A 23,522-nucleotide genomic window follows, 5' to 3' on the forward strand; every position below is an offset into this window, starting at 1 on the left:
TTTTAGCCAGTTAATTTTTACAACTAATAAAACGCCTCATTACCTATTTTCAGCTTTTAATTGGCATACTCCATTTTTTAGAGGTAGATTCAATTGCTAAATAAATCACTTTCGGCACAGAGTCATCGCTGGGGAAGACCTTACGTTTCTTTATAGCATGACGGATAACGCTGTTTAATGACTCGATGGTATTAATATAACTATCTAATTCGACTATATGAATTAAATTTTTAGGGGGAATATATACCGATGATATATAAATTGATGTGGTCGACTTTCGTTTTAATAAAGTTTTAAAGTTAATTTTTGGAGCGGTTATTTTTGATTGTCATAATAAGACAGTCTAATTGTTACCTGAAATAGGCCAAGAGTAAAATTGTTTTAAATTTCTAGTGTTAAATCATATCGAGATAGTTAAATTAGTTCATATTTCCGTTTAATAGGCTTAGTTAATCAGTTTAAGCGGTTAATTTGATATTGAACTTTGCATAATATTGTACTTGTTCAACATTATAACCAGTATGGTCTTATACTGATTTGATTAATATATATGTTTATTAATCAATGTGTTGGGTTGTTATTAAGCTTTTTTTTGACGGGTGGGGTGTCGGTGAAACTCAGTTAATAAAAAATAAAACCAATGTTTATCTAGTTGAAATTTATTTATTTTATAATCATAAAAAAAACGCTATAGTAATAAGCAATCAATTAATAATCATATAATGATAGGTAATATTGATGTGAACTTGCTTAAAAAATATTGTCATCATTTTAGCATTAGCTTGCTAGCTTTTTTATTAGTAGGCTGTACACAGGGAAACTCTCCACTATTTCCCATGCTAGGTGCTTATTTTCCTTATTGGATGTTGTGTGTCTTAATTGGACTAATAGGCGCAGTGTTATTACGTGTTCTTCTGGTCCGCTTAGAAATCGATGATAAGTTACCGTTGCCCTTGCTGTTTTACTTTGGTGTCTTGCTATCGATTGCCATTACAATATCTTTACTTTATTTCTCTCATTAAATTATGAATACAGAAAATAAAAAAAAGCTCGCAATCATTATCACAATCGGTGTGTTTGTGGCTCTATTGCTTTTGCTATGGAAAAGCCTGCAATCATCAGTTTTGAACCCATTAAGTGAAGATGCGGTGATTGAGGCAAATAAAATCAATATATCTTCTGTGGTACCTGGGCGGATCAGCCAATTTCATGTTAAAGAAAACATGGAGGTCAAGGAAGGTGACCTATTATTTACGATCGACCCTACCATGTACCAGTTGCGAGTGGATCAAGCTCGAGCTGAATTACTTGTTGCAGAAGCAGCCCTCAGTAATAAAAAGAGGATCATCGTTGCTGAAACTTCAAATTCTGAAGTAGCAGAAGAACAAATCAAACGTGCACAAGTTAATCTTGCTCTTGCCACACAGTCATTAAAACGTTTAGAGCCTTTATTAGCTAAAGGTTTCGTGACTGCTCAACAGGTTGATGATGCACGTACTTTAAAACGTGATGCAGAAGTCAGCTTAAAACAAGCCCAAAAACAAAATGTAGCTTCTGAAGCATTAATTAATAATACCAAATCCGAAGAGGCTCTCGTTCAGTCATTAAAAATGTCATTGGCTATGGCGGAGTGGGAATTAAGTAATACGGAAATCAAAGCACCGAGTAATGGTTATATCGTCGGGTTAACCATGTCTGCTGGTGAGTTTGTGTTATCAGGCCAGTCTATATTTACATTAATAGATACTGATACATGGTTTGCATCTGCTTACTTTAAAGAAACGGAGTTAGGCAATATTCAGATGGGGAGCTGTGCAGTAGTTTACTCTATGATCAATAATAAGCAGCCAATTAAAGGTAAAGTGCAAGGTACAGGTTGGGGGGTTATGTCTACTGATTTGCTCAATATTCCTAGGGATTTGCCTTATGTGCCTAAATCACTAAATTGGGTACGAGTCGAACAACGTTTTCCTGTCAGGGTGATTTTAAATAATCCACCTAAGGAATTAATGCGAATAGGTGCCACAGCTACTGTTAATATAGTATCTAAAGATGATGACTGCTAAAACTTCACTAGTTTTTCAACAAATAAAGCAGGATTTGTTGCCATTCGAGTTTCGGTTTTCGACGGCGTGGCGTATTTCTCTACTCTGCGCATTAATGGCAGGTATTGCCATGTTATACGAAATACCAGAGTCGGCGATCAGTTGTTACCTGATTATTTACCTTGTTAAGTCTGACGCAGTTGAAAACATACTATTGTGTATCGGTGTCATAGTCTTATGCAGTATTGCTGTTTGTGTGATTTTTATATTATTTAACTTAACCATTCAAAATGTGATGTTACGCTTTTTCTTTATGGCGTTATTTTCTGGCTTATTTATGTATTTATCTTCTGCCAGTAGTTTGGGCGATATTGGTAATTTAATCGCGCTTGTGATCGCATTTTTAATGACATTAATTGATGATATTCCTTTTGGCGATGCTGCAACTAGGGGGCTGCTGTATGCTCTCTTAATGGCAGTATCACCTATGTTACTGGTTATTATCTTTAATTATTTTTTTGGTATTAGCCCAAGAAAATTATTACTCAATAAATTGTCAGAGCGCTTTTTAAGTGCGCATCAATTTTTTTTAGGGGGTAAGCTCCAGCCAATTAAAATAACCGAAGCTTTAGCTACTCAGTCTGAATGCAAACGTTATTTAATGTTTATTAAGCTTTTTTTCCTAAAAGGGAAAAAAGAAATACAATGGCTAGATAGCATGATTGATAATTCCTATGAAATACTGATCATGTCTTTGAATTTACCGGATGATACATCATCAGCAGTGCGTATTGAGCTATCAGAAAAATGCCAATTTATTGCACAGTGTTTATCTACAAATCAACTTGAACAGTTAGAAAACCTTAAAGATAGCAAACCAACTAATAAGAGCAATCAACAGTTATTGGATGATTTCCTAAATATTTTATTTAAGAATAAAACATTCAGTGACCCAAAAACGAAAATGCCGTTTTTTGTTGAGGATGCTTTTACTAATCCTAATCATAAATATTTTGCAATAAAAACCACTTGCGCAGCACTGATATGTTACGTTCTTTATGACTTTTTTGAATGGCAAGGCATCCATACGGCGATGATCACTTGCTATGTTGTCGCATTAACATCAGTTGGTGAAACTGTGCATAAACTGACACTGCGTATCACGGGGTGTTTAATTGGTGCACTGATTGGGATCATTTCGTTACTTTATATTATTCCTCATTTATCCGATATTTTTAGCTTAATGGTATTGATTTTCTTCTGTATTTTACCCGCGGCATGGGTGGCTGCCGGTAATGAGCGTATTTCCTATGCAGGAGTCCAAGTTGGACTTGCATTTTTGCTAACGGTATTACATGGGTTTAAACCTAGTTTTGATATGGATGTCGCTTCCGATAGGATTTTAGGCATCTTATTAGGCAATATAGTGATGTATATTATGTTCACTAAAGTGTGGCCCGTATCCATCATGACCACGATTAATAAGCAAATTAAGAATATCTTAGATAGTTATGCGGCACTTAAATTAGGCAATTATGAGAATAATGTGCAAGCGCTCAGTTTAGTCTCAACAATTAATGAAGGCGTAATAAAAGCAAAAGATGATATAGACTTGTTAATCTTTGAAACTCACTCTAAAGATAAAGGTGATGCTTTAACTCGCTTCTTTAAACAGCTGTTAGCTGAAGCCTCAGTGGACAGTTATCAAAATTATGCTTCTAAATTTATCTATTTTAATCATAAAGATAATTTAGCTCCCCATGCATGCGCTAAATCAATTAGTGACTTTAAACGTGATGTATTAAATTCGCTACCGATAATATTATCAGCTCAAGAAAAAGAGCAAGTCATGCAAGAACTCATTAGTGAGAAGTAATAATGACGGCACAATTAACAAAAAGTAAAAACAAACAGTATTTGCTCACTACTTTTCTGAGCGTATTTCTTGTCGGATGTGTCGATACCAGCCGCTCATTTATGGAAAAAGCCCAGCAGCCGCTACGATATGAATCCGAAAAATACCTTTCTTCTCCTGAAGAGAATTTGTATGCCGAACATAATGAAACACTTAAAGAGCAGTATGACTTGGCTGATCTTATCGATGTTGCGCAAAAAAATAACCCTGAAACACGTATTGCTTGGGAATTAGCCAAAAAGGCGGCGGTTGATGTTGGAATGGTTGAAAGCACCTATTTGCCTGTTATTACAGCAACAGCATTAAGTGGTTATCAACGAGGGACTGTAAAGCTTCCGCATAATGATCTTGTTGATAAAATCGATGTTTCTAACCATGTTTTTATCCCAGCGGTGACGTTTCAGTGGTTGTTGTTTGATTTCGGTAAGCGTGAATCTCTCGCGAATGCAGCAAAACATGCGGCTCTAGCTTCCGATTTGAACTTTAATTTACTTCATCAAAAGGTCATTCATGATGTTACTACGGCTTACTATACTTACGGAGCCGCACAGAAAAAAAACAAAATTACTGCTGAATCCTTAGCGCGCAGTAAAAATGTCCTTTATGCGGTGGAACAGAAAAAGGCGCGAGGTCTTGCGACCGTGCTTGATGTTGCATTAGCTAAGCAACAGGTTGCTCAATTAGAATTCCAAAGCGTATTAGCCGCAGGGAAAGAAAAAGACCAGTACCAATTATTGCTATCATCCATTGGTATGTCTCCACTTCAGTCTATCAACATCCAATATAGCGACAAAGATGTTCTCCCTGATGATATCGCGCCATTGACCCATGAAAGGATCAGGAATGCATTAGCTCAACGCCCTGATGTACTTTCTAATTATGAGCTTATGCAAGCAGCGATGAAAACGACTCAATCCGTTGAGTCTGATTATTTTCCTAAAGTCTATTTGGCCGGCGCTGTTGCTGGGGGAAATAGTAGCTTAGATGTACAGGGGTTACCCGGTATCAATCAAAGTACTTCCTCTTCAAATATTTTACTTGGAGTGAGTATTCCGCTTTATGAAGGGGGGATCAGGCAAGCCCGTATGAAGAATGCACAATCAGATATTCTGATTGCTCAAGAAAATTTACGAAAAAGCCAAGAGTTAGCGATCCGAGAAATGAGCTTAACTGAGAACGCGTTAAAATCAGCATTGGAAGCGCATAAAGCGGCAAAAAATTTAGTTGAAACAACTCAGTTAAGTTATACCGCAAGCGTTGATTTTTATCATAATGGGCTAGGCACGGTGACTGAAATTAATGCGGCAGAAATAGCATTATTTACAGCAGAACTTGCCCGTATTGATGCTTATACTGGCTCAGTTATTGCTGCTGTTGATTTAGCTTTTTCATTAGGGGAAATAGAAAAAGCATTACCTCGTTATGAACAGGCTAAAGCTAAATAAATAGTTTTAAATTGTAGAAGATAGGGATTACTATCTTCTACAATTGGTGATTAAATTAATAAATATCGAGTTGTTTAAAAATAGCTTTACCTTCATGGCTAAATTGGTCAATCGAATATTGAGTATAATTCATTTCACCATACCCTCTAATATAGATAGTTCCATTAGACAAATCAGATAAGCAAGTCCAGACAGTATATTCAGACAGTAAAATATCACCTTTCCCTTCACCTTCTCCGATATTATCAACAGTGATATTTTTAGTGCGGTCAAAGTTATTCATTATATGGGCAAGGGTATTTATTGCCTCTTTTGCATTATCAGCTTGCGGTGCGTAAGTACTATAAAAAACGGCACGAACAAAACGCCCAACCGAGGTATCTGAAGAAGGGAGGTTTGCAGTTGCAATTCCGCTATCTGGCTGAGTCACTCGGATATTACCTAATAGATTGGTTGACTTATCAAGGTTAGATAATTGGCTATAATTATTGAGGTTTTTTAAATGCCATTGAAAATCAGGCCCATTAGTCATTACACGAGTTGGGTTATCAAAGACTTGTAATTTGCCGTTAACAGCTTCAACGACGATACTGCCACCTTGTTTATCATAAAAAGCATAATGGAATGGTGATTTTAAATTCCTAAAGTTGACGAGGATTGGGGACCAAAAGAAGCCACTTTCAATAGCTTTTTTCACTTCGTTAACATTGCTAAAACTAGATAAAGCCCATTCACCTATCGAGGTGACAGGTAATGACTTGGAATAATTTTCAGGTTCAATCGGTGAGAGTTCTGCTTCTGTGATCATATTGGCACTAAAAGTTAACCCCTCACTATTTAAACCTTGAAACATATTATGGTTATCACCATCAAAATAAATTTCAGTTGTTATAGCAAGAATGTCGAATTTAGATGTATAACTAATACCATTTTGACCATCAGGTGATTTTTTCTGAAAGAAGGTATTTACTGGGTAATATGTTATCCAAGAAGGTAAGTTTTCAGTTAATTCTAGTGTTCGTCCTTGGTAAATATGATTTTGACTATCTACTATTGATAAGCTTGTGCACATTTTATTAGTCTCTTATTGATAACATGTCAGTAAATTAGTAAATAATAATGACGTATACTATAAACTTATATTAGCTTCACTGAATAAACAATAACGAATATAATTTAATGTTGTTTTATCTAATAAATATCGGTTGGTAATTCTGATTTTTTATGTAATTAATTCTTTGTGGCGCTATTATTTTCGCTTAATCACTGAGGTTAATTGGGGGGATTAGATGCCATCAAATACGGGTATTAGCAGAATAACCTTTCGGGTCACTTTAATCGAATGAAAGATGGATTTATCAGTGGTTAAGTTGCTGAATTAAAGTTTGATACATCATTGCGTCATTTCTCATACTTTTTTGATCTTAAGTGAAGTTTTCTTTAACTATTAGCGTGAAAATATACCCTTAGTAATAAAGAGGGTGTGTAAGTGGAAAACGGAATACAGCTTCGTATAAAAGGTAAGGTTCAGGGGGTAGGGTTTCGGCCATATATTTGGCAACTTGCTCATCAATGCCATCTTTATGGTGACGTTTGTAATGATGGTGAAGGGGTGCTAGTTCGTTTATGTGCAGGCACTAATTTAAGCGAGTTCATACAATTACTACATCAACACTGCCCGCCTTTAGCACACATTGAAAGCGTACAATCAAGTTCATTTCAATGGCAGATATTACCTGAGAGCTTTACTATTCGCCGTAGTGGCGAAGGCCGAATGGATACACAAGTGATCCCCGATGCGGCAACTTGTGATGCGTGCTTGCAAGAACTTTTTACTCCCTCAAATAGGCGTTTTCATTACCCATTTACTAACTGCACCCATTGTGGTCCAAGGTTTACCATTATCTGCCATATGCCGTACGACCGACCAAACACGGCAATGGCTAACTTCCCATTATGCGCACATTGTTTATCTGAATATCAATCACCAGCCGATAGGCGCTTTCATGCTCAACCCAATGCTTGTGCGCAGTGTGGTCCAGAAATTAAGCTTTGCGATGGTTTAGGGCAAACTTTAGCGCAAAAAGAGGATGCTCTGTTATTGGCAACGGAGCAAATATTGCTTGGCAAAATTATTGCAATAAAGGGGTTAGGCGGCTTTCATCTAGCTTGTGATGCGACGAACGATGACGCGGTGAAACAATTACGCCGACGTAAGCGGCGGCCTACAAAACCGTTTGCAGTGATGGTTCCGTCCATAGGTTGGCTAGAGGATGAAAATATAAAGGTTAACAATGGGTTAAAGGCATTATTAAAAAGTCCTGCGGCACCTATTGTCTTAATTCATAAATGGGCGAATAACTCACTGAGTGCAGCGGTTGCTCCTGAACTGACAGAGTTAGGTGTGATGTTACCTTCCAACCCTTTACAGCACCTATTGATGGCAAAAGTGAAACGGCCATTAATTATGACTTCTGGTAATGCCTCTGGAAAACCCCCCGTATTAACTGAGGCTGACGCATTTACTGATTTAGCGAATGTCGCTGACTTTTGGTTGACACATAACCGAGACATTGTGCAGCGAGCTGATGACTCCTTAGTCCGTTACCACGATGGGCAGGCTGAAATGTTAAGGCGTGCAAGGGGTTATGTCCCTGATGCATTGGCCTTACCTAAAGGGTTTGAAAATGCGCCCTCAATACTCGGTTTAGGTGCGGATCTAAAAAATACTTTTTGCTTGTTGCGGGGCAATAGTGCAGTGATGAGCCAGCATTTTGGCGATCTTGATGACATGGATATTTGCCAACAATATCAAGATACGATTACTTTATTTGAGTCAATTTATCGCTTTATACCGAGTGTCATTGTGGGGGATATGCACCCAAACTATGTGAGTTACCGTTACGGAGAAACATTGGCGCAACAACGACAAATTCCCTTCATTAAGGTACAGCATCACCATGCTCATATCGCTGCTGTAATGGTAGAACATGGCTTGCCGTTAGATGGTAGTAAAGTGATTGGCTTAGCCCTAGATGGCTTAGGTTATGGCGATGATAATCGACTATGGGGAGGGGAATGTTTATTAGTCGATTACAACACTAGCCAGCATTTAGGGGGGCTACCGGCAGTAGCGCTACCCGGAGGTGAATTAGCATCGCGGCAGCCTTGGCGCAATTTATTGGCCCATTGGTTACAGTTTGTTCCACAGTGGCAGCAACAGGAAATGGCATTGCAGTTAAAGGAATTTCCTTGGCAGGGTTTGCAAAAAGCGATTCAACGAGGAGTTAACAGCCCCGTAGCTTCATCGGTAGGTCGGTTGTTTGATGCAGTTGCCGCTGCGTTAGGGATTTGTACGGCGGCGACCAGTTGGGAAGGGGAAGCTGCGTGTCAGCTCGAAGCATTAGCTTCGCAATGTGATGTTATGACGCACCCAGTCAGTATGCCTTTAATTGGCCAGCAATTGGATTTAAAAACGTTTTGGCAACAATGGGTTGCTTATCAAGCCCCTAAAGTGCAGCGTGCCTATGCATTTCATGTTGCTCTAGCACAAGGTTTTGCCGAACTTGCTAGAAAGTCAGCTCACCAATATGGTATTCACCGGATAGTGCTGTCTGGAGGGGTTATTCATAATCAGTTATTAAGGCGGTTGCTGGTCAGTAATTTGAACGAATTTGATGTACTGTATGCTAAACAATTACCCATGGGGGATGGGGGGTTATCATTAGGGCAAGTAGCTATTGCAGCAGCAAGATTAAAAGTTTAATTGAATATAGATACGATGATAATGAAATTATATAAGTGGATGGTAATATCTTCTTATACACCCATATTCTATTATTATCTTTATTATTTTTTGATATTGATTCTTATTTACTTTATTTCCCTGTATTAAAAATAGGCTTTTTATTAATACGCAAATTTCGGTTAATTAATTTAATTTAAAATAATGGTTTTCATTATCCTTATGAAAATAAATAAATTTTATATTTAAATTAATGTGATATGTAGCGCAATATTGAATTAAACAGACTATTTGTTTCTATGGTTATATTTTTTAATCCTCACGAACTGAATCGATTTTTCTAACAAATATATAAAAAAGATAAATTTTCTTATTACCTCTTGATAAAGATCAAGCGATAAAAAGCAAGTAGGAATAGGATCTTGTTTTATATTTATGCATCAGGTTACTTAAATAAGAACTTATTTCATTAGGCATGGTTTTATTTTCAATCTTACGGTAACAATACTAGCCAAAGGCGTATGCACATTAGGGCATAGGCGTGGTGGTATTTATAACCTCAAGATAATAAACAAAATTTGCCTAATGAATAGGTTCTAAGCCACCCATAATAATAGGAAAAAAGAATGATAGGAGATAACTCTATTATTTCTTCTCATGGTATAAACCGCCGTGATTTTATGAAGTTATGTACAGCATTGGCAGCAACAATGGGGCTAAGCGCGAATGCGGCCGCTCAAATTGCTGAATCTATTAGTGACCCATCACGTCCCCCCGTTATTTGGATTGGGGCTCAAGAGTGTACGGGCTGCACAGAGTCTTTGCTGTGTTCTACTCACCCCACCTTGGAAAACTTAATTCTTGATACGATTTCACTGGAATACCATGAGGTATTGTCCGCCGCTTTTGGAGAACAGGTCGAACAGAACAAGCATGCTGCGATAGAGAAGTATAAAGGCAAGTATGTATTAGTCGTTGATGGTTCTATCCCATTGAAAGATGGTGGTATTTACTGCATGGTTGCAGGAAAACCGATTGTTGAGCATATCCGTGAAGTGGCTGAACATGCGGCGGCGGTAATTGCTATTGGTTCTTGTGCATCATGGGGCGGTGTTGCGGCTGCTGGGGATAACCCAACAGGTGCAGTTGGCCTCAACCAAGTAATTAAAGATAAAACGGTTATTAATATCCCTGGTTGCCCACCAAACCCACATAACTTCCTTGCGACAGTTGCTCATTTAATTACCTTTAACAGACCTCCAAAACTAGACAGTAAAAATCGCCCAATGTTCGCGTACGGTCGATTAATTCATGAACACTGTGAACGTCGTCCTCACTTTGATGCGGGACGCTTCGCAAAAGAGTTCGGGGATGATGGTCACCGTGAAGGTTGGTGTTTATACCATTTAGGTTGTAAAGGGCCCGAAACTTACGGTAATTGCTCCACATTACAATTTTGTGATGTCGGTGGCGTGTGGCCAGTGGCAATTGGTCATCCTTGCTATGGTTGTAATGAGGAAAATGTGGGTTTTCATAAAGCTATCCACCAACTTGCGAGTGTTGAAAACCCAACACCGCGTGCGGACAAGCCTGATGTGAATAACCGTGAAGGTGGGCAAATATCATCAACCGCAGTGGGGTTAATTGGTGGCGTTGTAGGGCTAGTGGCTGGTGTGAGTGTGATGGCTGTGCGTGAATTAGGTCGTCAAAAACGCCAACAAGATACTGACTCACGGGGAGAATAACCGTGAATAGACGAAATTTTCTTAAACTCTCCGCTGGGGGAGCACTATTAGCTGGTAGCTCGCCTAGTTTAGCTGGGGCAGAGAACCGGCCGCCAATTCCGAATTCTCTTGGCATGCTGTATGACTCGACGCTATGCATTGGTTGTCAGGCTTGTGTCACTAAGTGCCAAGATATTAACCACCCTGAGCGCAACCCTGTTGGGGAGCAAACGTGGTCAAATAACGACAAACTGACCCCTTATACCAATAATATTATTCAGGTCTGGAGTAGCGGGACTGGGGTTAATAAAGATCAGGAAAAAGACGGCTACGCTTACATCAAAAAACAATGCATGCATTGCGTTGACCCTAACTGTGTGTCGGTTTGTCCTGTTCAAGCATTAAAGAAAGATCCGAAAACAGGCATTATCCATTACGACGCTAGTGTGTGTACCGGTTGCCGTTATTGCATGGTGGCATGTCCATTCAATATTCCTAAATATGCTTACGATGACAAATTTGGTGCAATTCATAAATGTGAGCTATGTAACCAAAAAGGTGTAGAGCGCTTAGATAAAGGGGGGTTACCGGGGTGTGTAGAGGTTTGCCCTACAGGAGCAGTGATTTTCGGTACGCGTGAAGAACTGCTGGCAGAAGCAAAAAAACGTTTAACACTCAAAGCAGGGGATGAATACGGTTACCCTCGCCAAACTTTGCATAGTAATGACCCGAATGTCATTAAAGTACCTAAATATGAGTCGCACATATATGGCGAGCTTGAAGGTGGCGGTACGCAGGTGATAGTGCTTTCAGGGGTGCCTTATCAGAATCTTGGGTTACCTGAACTAGACCAGCTTTCTACCGGCGCTCGCTCTGAATATGTGCAGCATACCCTTTATAAAGGCATGGTGTTGCCATTAGCCGCACTAGCAGGGCTGAGCTTCTTGGTATACCGCAATACCAAGAATGACAAACACGAAGGAGATGACTCAAATGACGACGCATCATAAAGAACAGCCGCTCGGTGGGCGTTTAGTCAGTTGGCCAATAATGGTCTTTGGGCCGTTGGTTCTAATTTGTGTCATTCTGATTATAAAACGTCTGGTTTTTGGACTCGGTTCCGTTTCTGACTTAAATGGCGGCTATCCATGGGGAATTTGGATTGCTTTTGATCTGCTGATTGGTACAGGGTTTGCTTGTGGCGGTTGGGCACTGGCTTGGGCAGTGTACGTATTTAATCGCGGAGAATATCATCCGTTGGTACGTCCTGCATTACTCGCTAGTTTGTTCGGTTATTCGCTTGGTGGTTTATCGATAACTATCGATGTGGGGCGTTACTGGAACTTACCTTATTTCTATATTCCCGGCTTCTTCAATACCAATTCGGTGCTGTTTGAAACGGCAGTATGCATGACGATTTATATCGGGGTCATGGCCTTAGAGTTTGCCCCAGCATTGTGTGAGCGTTTTGGTTGGAAGGTCTCGTTAAAACGCTTGAATAAAGCCATGTTTTTCATTATTGCATTAGGAGCCTTGTTACCCATGATGCACCAATCCTCAATGGGGTCATTGATGATTTCTGCGGGATATAAAGTTCATCCTATTTGGCAAAGTTATGAAATGCTGCCGCTGCTCTCGCTGTTGACCGCGTTCATTATGGGTTTCTCGATTGTTATTTTTGAAGGTTCATTGCTGCAAGCTGCCTTAAAGGGGCAGGGAGCTGACGAACGACCATTATTTGTGCGATTAACGCAAATTCTGCAAGTGCTCTTGATATTGTTCTTAGCCTGCCGATTTGGTGAGTTGATTTACCGCGAAAAATTACATCACATTTTTAATGGTGATTTTTACGCCATGATGTTCTGGATAGAAACCGTGTTAATGGTGATCCCTCTGGTTATTTTCCGTATTCCATCGCTGAGAAATGACTCGCGTTGGTTATATATCAGTGGGTTGAGCATGTTAATCGGGGCGGCAATGTGGCGGATGAGCTACTCCCTTGTCGCGTTCAATCCGGGGGGCGGTTACGACTATTTCCCAACAACAGAAGAACTTTTAATTTCAATAGGTTTTGTGGCAATTGAGGTATGCGCTTATATCTTATTGGTCCGCTTACTACCTGTTATCCCAGCATTGAAAAAAACAACGATGAGCCATTCACAGGCCCGAGGTAAAGCATGAGCCAACGTATAACAATAGATCCAGTCACTCGTATCGAAGGTCACTTACGCATTGATTGTGAAATTGAAGATGGAAAGGTCACTAAGGCTTGGGCTTCAGGCACTATGTGGCGCGGTATGGAGGAAATCGTCAAAGGGAAAGACCCTCGTGATGCATGGATGATCATGCAGCGTATTTGCGGGGTTTGTACGACTGTCCACGGTATTGTATCTGTCCGCACGATTGAAAGCGCTTTGAATATTGATGTACCTGTTAATGCGCAGTACATCCGTAATATGATTTTAGCCGCGCATACTATTCAAGACCATATTGTCCATTTTTATCAGTTATCTGCATTAGATTGGGTGGATATCACCTCCGCATTAAATGCCGACCCAAATAAAGCCGCTGAAATCTTAAGCGGTATTTCAACTTGGCCGCTCAATAGCGCCGCAGAATTTACACGCGTGCAAGATAAAATTAAAAAATTAGTCGCAAGTGGTCAATTAGGCATTTTTGCTAATGGTTATTGGGGGCACCCAGCGATGAAATTGTCGCCAGAGGTAAACTTAATTGCGGTGGCTCACTATTTACAAGCCCTTGAGTGCCAAAGGGATGCAAACCGTATTGTGGCATTGTTAGGGGGGAAAACACCGCATATTCAAAACCTTGCTGTTGGTGGTGTGGCAAACCCAATCAACCTTGATGGGGTTGGTGTACTTAACCTTGAACGCTTGATGTATGTGAAATCTTTTATCGATCGTTTGGGGGATTTTATTGAGCAAGTGTACAAAATCGATGCGGCTGTTATTGCTGCGGGTTATCCAGAGTGGTTAGAAGTTGGTCAAGGTGCTCAAAATTATATGTGTATGCCTGAAATGCCAATGGATGGTAAAAATGGTAGCTTCTTATTGCCCGGTGGTTACTTAGAAAATAGTGACTTTAGTACTTATCGCCCAATTACCAGCCATACAGATGAGTATTTGATCAATGGTATTAAAGAAAGTAGCAAACATGCATGGTACAAAGAAAACGAACCACAAGCGCCATGGGAAGGAACCACTAACCCTGACTACACTGGTTGGGATGATGACGGTAAATATTCATGGGTAAAAGCACCGACTTTCTACGATAAAACTGTTGAAGTGGGACCGTTGGCAGACTTATTGTGCAAACTGGCAGCAAAACATGAGCCAACGGAAAAACATTTTAACGATGTAGTGAACCTGTACCAAACTCTGTCAGGTAACAGTATTAGCATCGACCAACTGCATTCCACATTAGGTCGTATTATTGGTCGTAGCGTGCGTTGCTGTGTATTGAATGAAATGTTGTCGATTCAGTGGCAAGCGCTGGTGGATAACATCGGCAAAGGGGACTTTACCACCTTTGTTAAACCGAACTTCCCAGAAAATGCCACCATCAAAGGGGTTGGCTTTGGGGAAGTACCTCGTGGGCTACTTTCCCACTGGGTGGTTATCAAAGACGGTAAAATTGAAAATTACCAAGCCGTTGTGCCATCGACATGGAACTCAGGCCCACGTAACTTTAACGATGAACCGGGTCCGTACGAACAAGCCCTTGTGGGAACCCCCGTTGCTGACCCAACAAAACCTTTAGAAGTAGTCAGGACCATTCACTCCTTTGACCCTTGTATGTCTTGTGCTGTACATATTGTGGACACTGAAGGTGGTGAAGTCACTAAGGTTAAGGTGCTGTAATGCGTATTTTAGTCTTGGGTGTTGGCAATATCTTATTGAGTGACGAAGGGATAGGTGTGCGTATAGTGGAAGCGTTAGAAGAACGTTATCACTTGCCCGAATGTGTAGAAGTGCTAGATGGTGGTACTGCTGGTATGGAATTGATCGGCCCAATGGCCGACCGTGACCATTTGATTATTGCGGATGTGGTGTTATCGAGCCAGCAGGCTGGCTCAATTTTAGTACTACGCGATGACGAAGTGCCCGCATTATTTACCCGAAAAATTTCCCCTCATCAACTTGGTCTATCAGATGTGCTATCGGCTTTGCATTTAACGGATGAATTCCCCCAACGTCTAATCTTAGTCGGTGTGGTACCTGAATCCCTTGAACCGCATATTGGCTTAACGTTAACGGGGCAAGCTGCCCTTGAGCCCGCGTTGAGAAAAGTGGTTGAAGTGCTGCGCAGCGAAGGCCTAGAGGTGATTGCCAAAGAAGAGAGTTTACATGTCTGATGATATTAAAGGCTATGAAGCCAATCCCCGGCCTCTTGTTGAGGCCGCATTTCAGCGTGTTGTAGAGCAATCGATGCATGATTTATCTTTTTTACATCCGACTATGCCTGTTTACGCCAGTGATTTTGTCTTGTTTGAACATCAATGGGTAGGCGTTGTTATCACTCCATGGATGTTAAGCGCTGTTATTTTGCCCGGCCCTGAACAATATTGGCAGCGGCGTAGTGTGGGGGACAAATTAGGGTTAATTCTGCCTTACGGTGAAATGACTTACACCGTAGGGGAACTTGAGGGGTTAACGCAATATTTGGCTTGCTCTTTAATGTCACCATTAGATAAAGGCTTGAGCATTGAGCAAGGTATTCACCTTGTGGATGATTGCCGCCGGATTTTGCTGTCATTGCCTGTTAGCGACCCAAATATTCCGCAATCACCTGCACGTCGCGCTTTATTTGCTCGTCATTTGAAGGGGGCATAATGCATGAGGTTGCTCTGTGCCAAAGCACAGTAGACATTATTGAGCAGCAAGCCAAGCTAAATGCGGTAACACGAGTTTCAGGGGTTTGGTTAGAAATTGGAGCGCTCTCTTGTATTGAAGAGGGGGCTTTTCGCTTTTGTTTTGATATTGCTTGCCGCGGTACGGTGGCGGAGGGGTGTCAACTTCATGTTATCCATACTCCTGCGCAGGCTTGGTGTTGGGATTGCAGTAAAATGGTGGAAGTCGAAAGCCACCAATCAGGCTGCCCGCAATGTCAGAGTTTTAATTTAAAGGTTGAGAATGGCGACAGTTTACGCATCAAAGAGCTCGAAGTTGAATAGTTTTTCAGGTTGGGCTTGAGGTGCATCAACCAGTCTCAATGGATTATGTATTAACCTAATTTAACAATCTCATTGTTGGGAGTGAAACTTATGTGTAGTACTTGTGGGTGTGCTTCAGGGGAGCGCAAGATCGAGGGCGATGACCCTCATCACGACCATAATCATCACCATGACCACCCTCATGATCATCATCACGACAATGATCACCATCATGGACACGATCATCATGATCATGGGCTTTCGCACCAAGACGATAACCAAGGGCAAACGGTTATTATCCATCATCATTATTACCATCAAGGTGATGTGCATAATCACTATCACCAATATGAACCGGCTCCCGTCGAGGCGAAATCAAAAAAACATAAACATAAGCATAAGCACAAACATGTTTATCAAACTCTAGAATCAAGCTTTAAACCTGCGGGGGAGCATCACGATCTGGATTATGGCCACGGGGAGGCAGGGACTCATGCACCGGGGATTAGTCAAAAACGCATGCTGCAAATCGAAATGGATGTATTAGATAAAAACAATCATCTTGCAGAGCATAACCGTGATGGGTTTAACCAAAAAAATATTTTAGCGTTAAATTTAGTTTCCAGCCCCGGTTCGGGTAAAACAACGTTATTAACTGAAACCCTATTAAAAATGCGGGGTAAAGTAAATTGCGCAGTCATCGAGGGGGATCAGCAAACCACCAATGATGCGCAGCGTATCCGTGAAACGGGAGTACCTGCTATTCAAGTGAATACAGGTAAAGGTTGCCATTTAGATGCACAAATGGTGCATGATGCGGCCGCACGTTTAGGTCTAGAAGATAATAGTTTGTTATTTATTGAAAATGTGGGGAATTTAGTATGCCCTGCAAGTTTTGATTTAGGGGAACGTCATAAAGTCGCAGTGCTTTCGGTAACGGAAGGGGAAGATAAACCCTTAAAATACCCACATATGTTTGCGGCTGCAGACATTATGTTACTGAATAAAATCGACTTACTGCCTTATTTACATTTTGATGTGGACGCTTGTATTGCCAATGCCAAACAAGTGAATCCAAACATCCAAGTGATCCAAGTCTCTGCGACGCAAGGAGATGGTATGGACGCATGGCTAGCGTGGCTGGAGACTCAGTTATGTGCTTAGGCATTCCGGGAAAAATTGTCGCAGTGGGTGAAGATATTCACCAATTGGCGCAAGTGGATGTGTGTGGTGTAAAGCGGGACGTTAATATTGGTTTAATTTGTGAAGGGGAAACTTCAGATTTATTAGGCCAATGGGTATTAGTACACGTCGGCTTTGCCATGAGTATCATTAATGAAGAAGAAGCACAATCGACGTTAGATGCGTTAACGGCAATGAGCCAATTAGATCATGAAGTGAGCGATTTTAGTGGGTTAACAGTAGGAGACTCTGATGCAGTACGTCGATGAGTTTCGAGACCCAACGTTAGCGCAGGCATTATTAAGCCATATCCGTAAACGAGTGAGTGACATTCCACAAGCGAAGTTCCGCCCATTACAACTCATGGAAGTGTGCGGCGGCCATACCCATGCTATTTTCAAATTTGGTATTGACCAACTTTTACCTGATGAAATTGAATTTGTGCATGGGCCGGGCTGCCCTGTCTGCGTATTACCGATGGGGCGTATCGATGGCTGCATTGAAATTGCGGAGCGCCCAGAAGTGATTTTTTGTACTTATGGGGATGCCATGCGAGTGCCTGGTCAAAAAGGCTCATTATTAGATGCCAAAAGACGTGGGGCTGATGTACGTATTGTTTATTCTCCTCTTGATGCGCTAGCGTTAGCTGAACAGCAGCCTGAACGCCAAGTGGTTTTCTTTGGCTTAGGCTTTGAAACCACCATGCCGAGTACGGCGATCACCTTGCAGCAGGCAAAACGCCGTCAGCTCAATAATTTTACGGTATTTTGTCAACATATTACTATTATCCCAACGCTTAAAAGCCTGTTAGAACAACCTGATGTACGTATTGATGGCTTTTTAGCACCGGGGCATGTCAGCATGGTGATTGGCTCTCAGCCTTATCAATTTATTACGGATGACTTTCATAAACCGCTGGTGGTAACGGGGTTTGAACCACTTGATATTCTGCAATCCATAGCGATGCTTGTTGACCAACTTGCAGATGGCCGCTGTGAAGTAGAAAACCAATATAAGCGTATTGTATCTGATCATGGCAATATGTTGGCATTAAAAGCATTGGGTGATGTTTTTGAATTAAAAACAACGAGCGAATGGCGTGGACTTGGGGAGATTGCGGGTTCAGGTGTTCAGCTCTCGAAAGCTTATCAAAGTTTTGATGCAGAATTACGTTTCCAAATACAGCCTCATCAAGTGGCTGATGACCCGCAAGCTCGTTGTGGTGATGTCTTAACGGGGCGTTGTAAACCGAATGAATGTGCTCTATTTGGCAAACGTTGCACGCCTCAAACAGCATTTGGTGCATTAATGGTTTCTTCAGAAGGCGCTTGTGCGGCTTATTATCAATATCGTCGGGAGGCATAAATGAGTCGTGATGCTAACAATGTGGTGACGATGGCACATGGGAGCGGCGGGCAGGCTATGCAGCAACTGATAGAACAGTTGTTTTTGCAGGCATTTGCCAATCAAGCACTTAATGAAAGGGAGGACCAAGCGCGGTTATCATTGGCGGAGTTAACGGCTTTAGGTGACCGTTTAGCTTTTAGTACTGACAGCTATGTGATTGATCCTATATTTTTCCCTGGTGGCAATATTGGTAAGCTTGCCGTGTGTGGTACGGTTAATGACGTAGCGGTGAGTGGCGCTATTCCTAAATATCTTTCTTGCGGTTTTATATTGGAAGAAGGTTTCCTTCTATCTGAATTACAAACTATTGTTGAATCCATGGCAGCAACAGCTGCCGCCGCAGGCGTAGAGATTGTGACCGGAGATACTAAAGTGGTGCAGCGTGGAGCTGCCGATAAAGTCTTTATTAACACTGCTGGTATTGGGGTGATCCCAAGTGAGATCCGTTGGGGGGCCCAGCAAATTCAAGCGGGTGACAAGGTAATAGTGAGTGGCACTTTGGGCGATCACGGCGCAACCATCTTAAACTTACGAGAACAGCTTGGTTTGGAAGCTGAGCTAAATAGTGATTGCGCGGTATTAACGCCATTGATTGAACCACTGCGCAATATTGAGGGGGTTCGTGCATTACGGGATGCCACCCGTGGCGGGGTTACTGCTATTTTGCATGAATTTTCACAGGCCAGTGGGTGCGGAATCGCGGTGAATGAAGGGGATTTACCCGTTTCTTCTGCTGTTAGAGGGGTTTGTGAGCTATTAGGTTTAGAGCCACTTAACTTCGCTAATGAAGGTAAATTGGTGATTGTGGTTAAACCTGACGCAGAAAGTGCAGTACTCGGCGCGTTGCGCAGCCATCCATTAGGCGAAAATGCTGCTACCATTGGTTGTGTCACAGAGCAAAAACCAGTGAAATTAGTCGGGGTTTTTGGTGCCTCAAGGCTGTTAGATTTACCACACAGTGAGCCATTACCACGTATTTGTTAATCAGATGCCCTATAGGCAAAAAACTATAGGGCAAACTAACAGACTAACGCCTTAGCATACCTTTATCGATAATAAACTCGATAATGGTCTCTAAGCCTACTTTTTTCTTCAAGTTGGTGAAAACATAAGGTTTGATTGGGCGCATTCTTGCGGTATCTGCTTCCATAACCTCTAATGATGCCCCAACATACGGAGCGAGGTCTATTTTATTGATCACCAATAAATCAGAATGGGTAATACCCGGGCCGCCCTTACGTGGGATTTTTTCCCCTTCAGCGACATCAATAACATAGATCGTTAAATCGGCGAGCTCAGGGCTAAAAGTTGCACTTAGATTGTCGCCACCGCTTTCCACAAATACGACATCGAGGTTTTTGTGGCGCATTGCCAGTTCCTCAACTGCCGCAAGGTTCATGGAGGCATCTTCACGAATGGCAGTGTGAGGGCAACCGCCTGTTTCTACGCCGATAATGCGGTCAGCGTCTAAGGCTTCTGCACGCGTGAGTATTTTTGCATCTTCTTGGGTATAAATATCATTGGTGACGACCGCAATTTGGTAGGTATCGCGCATCGCTTTGCATAAAACTTCGAGTAATGCCGTTTTTCCTGAGCCTACTGGCCCACCGACACCAATTCGTAGGGGTTGGTTATATTCTTGCATTGTATATTTCTCATGAACGAAAAAGTCGTGTGTATTGGGTTTCATGCCGACTACTGGCAATAATTTGGGCAGGAGTAAAACTGCCGATATCTTCTAAAGGCCAAGTGGCTGATTGCGCGACAATGGTTGGGATGCGTTCTGTCAGGGTAAATAGGATGTTCTGTCCAGCACTTTGCCCAAGAGGGATTAGCTTAACACCAGACATGACGGTGTTTTCCAGCCAACCCCATGCATAGGCACTGCACAGCTTTTCAATATCAATATTCCAACTGACTGCCGCAAGAGCAAACGCCATTAACTGTGTTTGCTTAACGCAGGTCTGTGTGGTTGTATCAAGCTCAATCCCTAGCTGAGGTAGCAAGCGGGCGAAAGCAATACCTCGCTGGCGCTCCTCTAAGCGTAGCTCCTTCGTTTCACGGCTGGCGATCATAAAATCACACCAATAGGTGACTTTTTCTATATCGGAACATAGCAAATGTGTATGAATTTGCCGCAAAACAGGAAGTTCTAATGCCGCAATTGCGTGGGTCATTTGTGCTGTTAACCAGCTTGCAAGAGTATCCGGCGTGGTGACCCAGCCGTTTTCAATCGCCCATTCCAAGCCTTGGGAATAAGTGAATGACCCAACAGGTAAAGAGGGACTGACAAGTTGATATAAGCGCAAATCTGCTAACATGGATAAACTTCTCCAGTGTTATTAATGGTGGTGATGTTCATCGTGGTCATGTTGATGGTGATGATGATGCCCACCGGATGACCCACCATAAGCCCCCGGCTCAGGTTGGTATTTTTCCAGCCCCACACTGACCGTTGCACCTAATCCACGGGCCATATCATCTAACACATGGTCGTGAAAATAACGGCACCAACCCGCTTCAATTTGCAGAGGAACGTGGCGGTTGCCTAAGTGATAGCAAACACGCGCCAACAGCAGTGGGTCATCACTGTAAACCGTCGAAACTTGCTCTTTTGCGGCTTCGATAGTGACGAATTCCCCAGTTTCCGTGGCTAATACATCACCTTCCTTAAGTATTGTTCCACGGGGAAGGAACAACCCCGCTTCTTGTCCATCACTTAAGGTGACTTTTAAACGGCTCTTAGTGCGCTCATCCATGGTTAAACACAATGATAATAAATGCATATCAGGTGCCTCATGGTTATCTATAACTTTAATAAATTTTTTCATGCACTGGCTCTTCAATTAGGGATCAGAATAAAAAGTAACGTTGTGCCATGGGGAGTTCAGTGGCTGGCTCACAAACCAATGGAATACCATCAGCTTTGACAATGTAAGTTTGTGGGTCGAGCTCAATATGAGGCACATAGTTATTGTGGATCATGGATGCTTTGGTGATGTTACGGCAGCCCTCAACTCGGCCAATTTGACTTTGTAAGCCTAGTTTCTCAGGCACGCCTGCATCGATACCGGCTTTCGACATAAAAATCATCGAAGTGTGGTATTTGGCTTTACCTAATGCGCCAAACATTGGGCGGTAATGGACAGGTTGAGGCGTTGGAATAGCCGCATTAATATCCCCCATAGGGGCATAAGCCACCATGCCACCCTTCATAATCAAGGCCGGTTTAATGGCAAAAAAGGCAGGGTCCCACAACACGATATCCGCGAGTTTACCTTTTTCAATCGACCCGACTTCATGGGCAATGCCATGGGCGATAGCGGGGTTAATTGTGTATTTAGCGACATAGCGTTTAATTCGGTTATTGTCACTTTCCGGTGTATCCCCTTCTAGGGTGCCACGCTGCAATTTCATTTTATGAGCGCATTGCCAAGTGCGAATGATAACCTCGCCAACACGCCCCATTGCTTGCGAATCAGAGGACATGACAGAAATTGCTCCCATGTCATGCAAAATATCTTCTGCTGCAATGGTTTCACGCCGAATTCGCGACTCGGCAAAAGCGACATCTTCAGGAATAGAAGGGTCGAGATGATGGCAAACCATCAACATATCCAAATGTTCGTCCACCGTGTTGATGGTATACGGCATAGTTGGGTTGGTTGAAGCGGGTAGAATATTGGGCTCACCCACAGATTTGATCACATCAGGGGCATGACCACCCCCAGCACCTTCAGTATGGAATACGTGGATCACTCGTCCAGCAATGGCTTTGACGGTTTCCTCATAAAACCCACCTTCATTTAAGGTATCTGAGTGGATAGCGACTTGCACATCCATTTCATCTGCGACATTTAGGCAGTTATCAATTGCCATTGGGGTTGCGCCCCAGTCCTCATGGATTTTAAGGCCAATTGCACCTGCTTCGATTTGTTCGCGGATAGCTTCAGGTTTGCTTACGCAGCCTTTACCAAACAGGCCCACATTGATGGGTAACTCGTCTACTGCTTCTAACATGCGGTACATGTTCCAGATACCGGGCGTTACTGTCGTCGCATTGGTACCAGCTACAGGGCCCGTTCCACCGCCTATAAATGTAGTAACTCCAGATACCAAACCTTCTTCTGCTTGCTGTGGGCAAATGAAGTGAATATGGGTATCGACACCGCCTGCGGTAATAATTTTACCTTCACCGGCAACCACTTCTGTTCCCGGGCCAATAACAATATCTACGTTGGGTTGAACGTCAGGGTTACCTGCTTTACCAATACCGGTAATACGGCCATTTTTAATACCGATATCTGCTTTGACGATCCCCCAATGGTCTAAAATAATGGCGTTGGTGATTAGGACATCAACACATTGGTCACTCGTGACTTGGCTTTGCCCCATGCCGTCACGGATGACTTTACCACCGCCAAATTTAACTTCCTCACCGTAAGTGGTGAAATCTTTTTCGATCTCTAAAAATAACTCGGTATCTGCTAAGCGTAAGCGGTCACCTGTTGTTGGACCAAACATATCAGCGTAAGCTTGCCGTGAGATAGTTTTCATTATTAATTCTCACTCTTTAACTTGCCCATGACTTTGCCATGGAAGCCATAAATTTCTCTTTTGCCACTAAATGCGACTAACTCAACCGTACGGCTTTGGCCTGGTTCAAAACGAACGGCCATACCCGCAGGGATATTTAAACGAAAGCCTAACGTCGCTTCCCGCTCAAATTTAAGGGCGTCGTTCACTTCATAAAAATGGTAATGAGAGCCAATCTGAATAGGGCGATCACCATGGTTAGCGACTTGGACGGTTTGGGTTTCTCGACCTGCATTGAGTACGATGTCACCTAAAGCTGAGTTAACTTTAATTTCACCGGGGATCATATT

22 protein-coding genes and 1 pseudogene are annotated in these 23,522 nt (G+C 42.1%); 16 read left to right on the forward strand and 7 right to left on the reverse strand.

Annotation, left to right across the window (positions count from 1 at the left end; genetic code table 11):
- Nucleotides 1-49 precede the first annotated feature (49 nt).
- Nucleotides 50-193 (reverse strand): annotated as a pseudogene (locus M1F14_RS07370) (transposase); the annotation flags it as partial.
- A gap of 670 nt (nt 194-863) precedes the next feature.
- Here M1F14_RS07370 and M1F14_RS07375 point away from each other — a divergent pair.
- From M1F14_RS07375 to M1F14_RS07390, 4 genes are read left to right on the forward strand one after another with little or no spacing between them, the layout of a single operon-like run.
- Nucleotides 864-1,022, forward strand: coding sequence for a hypothetical protein (locus M1F14_RS07375; protein WP_230233562.1), 159 nt, complete (start codon nt 864-866; stop codon nt 1,020-1,022).
- 3 nt (nt 1,023-1,025) lie between these two features.
- Nucleotides 1,026-2,066 (forward strand): multidrug transporter subunit MdtN, encoded by a 1,041-nt coding sequence (gene mdtN, locus M1F14_RS07380; protein ID WP_042846146.1) that lies wholly within the window; start codon nt 1,026-1,028, stop codon nt 2,064-2,066.
- Nucleotides 2,053-3,921, forward strand: coding sequence for an FUSC family protein (locus tag M1F14_RS07385; RefSeq protein WP_181468747.1), 1,869 nt, complete (start codon nt 2,053-2,055; stop codon nt 3,919-3,921). Before mdtN ends, M1F14_RS07385 begins: the two co-directional genes overlap by 14 nt.
- A 2-nt stretch (nt 3,922-3,923) precedes the next feature.
- A complete protein-coding gene (locus M1F14_RS07390; RefSeq protein ID WP_042846143.1) occupies nt 3,924-5,405 on the forward strand; it encodes a TolC family protein in 1,482 nt (493 codons plus the stop codon).
- Nucleotides 5,406-5,460: 55 nt separating this feature from the next.
- Here M1F14_RS07390 and M1F14_RS07395 read toward each other — a convergent pair whose 3' ends face one another.
- The gene (locus tag M1F14_RS07395; protein WP_042846142.1) at nt 5,461-6,477 is read right to left on the reverse strand and encodes a linear amide C-N hydrolase; all 1,017 of its coding nucleotides are present in this window, start codon (nt 6,475-6,477) and stop codon (nt 5,461-5,463) included.
- Between the two features lie 417 nt (nt 6,478-6,894).
- Between M1F14_RS07395 and hypF the strand changes: the two genes are divergently transcribed.
- From hypF to hypE, 12 genes are all read left to right on the forward strand, one after another.
- Nucleotides 6,895-9,171, forward strand: coding sequence for a carbamoyltransferase HypF (hypF, locus tag M1F14_RS07400; RefSeq protein ID WP_181468746.1), 2,277 nt, complete (start codon nt 6,895-6,897; stop codon nt 9,169-9,171).
- A gap of 605 nt (nt 9,172-9,776) precedes the next feature.
- Nucleotides 9,777-10,895, forward strand: a complete 1,119-nt coding sequence (gene hybO / locus M1F14_RS07405) for a hydrogenase 2 small subunit (RefSeq protein WP_042846126.1) — start codon at nt 9,777-9,779, stop codon at nt 10,893-10,895.
- Nucleotides 10,896-10,897: 2 nt separating this feature from the next.
- Nucleotides 10,898-11,884: a hydrogenase 2 operon protein HybA gene (hybA, locus tag M1F14_RS07410; RefSeq protein ID WP_131680188.1), complete on the forward strand. Its 987-nt coding sequence runs from the start codon at nt 10,898-10,900 to the stop codon at nt 11,882-11,884.
- Complete coding sequence (hybB, locus tag M1F14_RS07415) at nt 11,868-13,055, forward strand: Ni/Fe-hydrogenase cytochrome b subunit (protein ID WP_166685116.1); 1,188 nt, start codon at nt 11,868-11,870, stop codon at nt 13,053-13,055. The genes hybA and hybB overlap by 17 nt, the downstream gene beginning before the upstream one ends.
- Nucleotides 13,052-14,755, forward strand: a complete 1,704-nt coding sequence (gene hybC / locus M1F14_RS07420) for a hydrogenase 2 large subunit (RefSeq protein ID WP_181468745.1) — start codon at nt 13,052-13,054, stop codon at nt 14,753-14,755. Before hybB ends, hybC begins: the two co-directional genes overlap by 4 nt.
- A complete protein-coding gene (locus tag M1F14_RS07425) occupies nt 14,755-15,249 on the forward strand; it encodes a HyaD/HybD family hydrogenase maturation endopeptidase (protein WP_181468744.1) in 495 nt (164 codons plus the stop codon). The genes hybC and M1F14_RS07425 overlap by 1 nt, the downstream gene beginning before the upstream one ends.
- Nucleotides 15,242-15,727, forward strand: a complete 486-nt coding sequence (gene hybE, locus M1F14_RS07430) for a hydrogenase-2 assembly chaperone (protein WP_048606210.1) — start codon at nt 15,242-15,244, stop codon at nt 15,725-15,727. The genes M1F14_RS07425 and hybE overlap by 8 nt, the downstream gene beginning before the upstream one ends.
- On the forward strand, nt 15,727-16,068 hold the full coding sequence (gene hypA, locus M1F14_RS07435; protein ID WP_042846119.1) for a hydrogenase maturation nickel metallochaperone HypA: 342 nt from the start codon (nt 15,727-15,729) through the stop codon (nt 16,066-16,068). Before hybE ends, hypA begins: the two co-directional genes overlap by 1 nt.
- 90 nt (nt 16,069-16,158) lie before the next feature.
- Nucleotides 16,159-17,211: a hydrogenase nickel incorporation protein HypB gene (gene hypB, locus M1F14_RS07440; RefSeq protein WP_042846118.1), complete on the forward strand. Its 1,053-nt coding sequence runs from the start codon at nt 16,159-16,161 to the stop codon at nt 17,209-17,211.
- On the forward strand, nt 17,202-17,498 hold the full coding sequence (hybG, locus tag M1F14_RS07445; RefSeq protein WP_042846117.1) for a hydrogenase maturation factor HybG: 297 nt from the start codon (nt 17,202-17,204) through the stop codon (nt 17,496-17,498). The genes hypB and hybG overlap by 10 nt, the downstream gene beginning before the upstream one ends.
- Nucleotides 17,482-18,594: a hydrogenase formation protein HypD gene (gene hypD, locus M1F14_RS07450; RefSeq protein ID WP_071548597.1), complete on the forward strand. Its 1,113-nt coding sequence runs from the start codon at nt 17,482-17,484 to the stop codon at nt 18,592-18,594. Before hybG ends, hypD begins: the two co-directional genes overlap by 17 nt.
- Nucleotides 18,595-19,620: a hydrogenase expression/formation protein HypE gene (gene hypE, locus M1F14_RS07455; protein WP_181468743.1), complete on the forward strand. Its 1,026-nt coding sequence runs from the start codon at nt 18,595-18,597 to the stop codon at nt 19,618-19,620.
- Nucleotides 19,621-19,663: 43 nt separating this feature from the next.
- On the opposite strand, the gene ureG is transcribed toward hypE, so the two are convergent.
- From ureG to M1F14_RS07480, 5 genes are read right to left on the reverse strand one after another with little or no spacing between them, the layout of a single operon-like run.
- Nucleotides 19,664-20,281, reverse strand: a complete 618-nt coding sequence (ureG, locus tag M1F14_RS07460; RefSeq protein ID WP_042846115.1) for an urease accessory protein UreG — start codon at nt 20,279-20,281, stop codon at nt 19,664-19,666.
- Between the two features lie 10 nt (nt 20,282-20,291).
- Nucleotides 20,292-20,957, reverse strand: a complete 666-nt coding sequence (locus tag M1F14_RS07465; RefSeq protein ID WP_181468742.1) for an urease accessory protein UreF — start codon at nt 20,955-20,957, stop codon at nt 20,292-20,294.
- Nucleotides 20,958-20,978: 21 nt separating this feature from the next.
- Nucleotides 20,979-21,467, reverse strand: coding sequence for an urease accessory protein UreE (gene ureE / locus M1F14_RS07470; protein ID WP_071548594.1), 489 nt, complete (start codon nt 21,465-21,467; stop codon nt 20,979-20,981).
- Nucleotides 21,468-21,489: 22 nt separating this feature from the next.
- On the reverse strand, nt 21,490-23,193 hold the full coding sequence (ureC, locus tag M1F14_RS07475) for an urease subunit alpha (RefSeq protein WP_129466412.1): 1,704 nt from the start codon (nt 23,191-23,193) through the stop codon (nt 21,490-21,492).
- A 2-nt stretch (nt 23,194-23,195) separates the two neighbouring features.
- Entirely contained in the window at nt 23,196-23,519 is a 324-nt protein-coding gene (locus tag M1F14_RS07480; RefSeq protein WP_042846109.1) for an urease subunit beta, read from the reverse strand.
- Nucleotides 23,520-23,522 lie beyond the last annotated feature (3 nt).

This window comes from Providencia sp. PROV003 (assembly GCF_045040775.1).
Classification (GTDB): Bacteria; Pseudomonadota; Gammaproteobacteria; order Enterobacterales; family Enterobacteriaceae; genus Providencia; species Providencia huashanensis.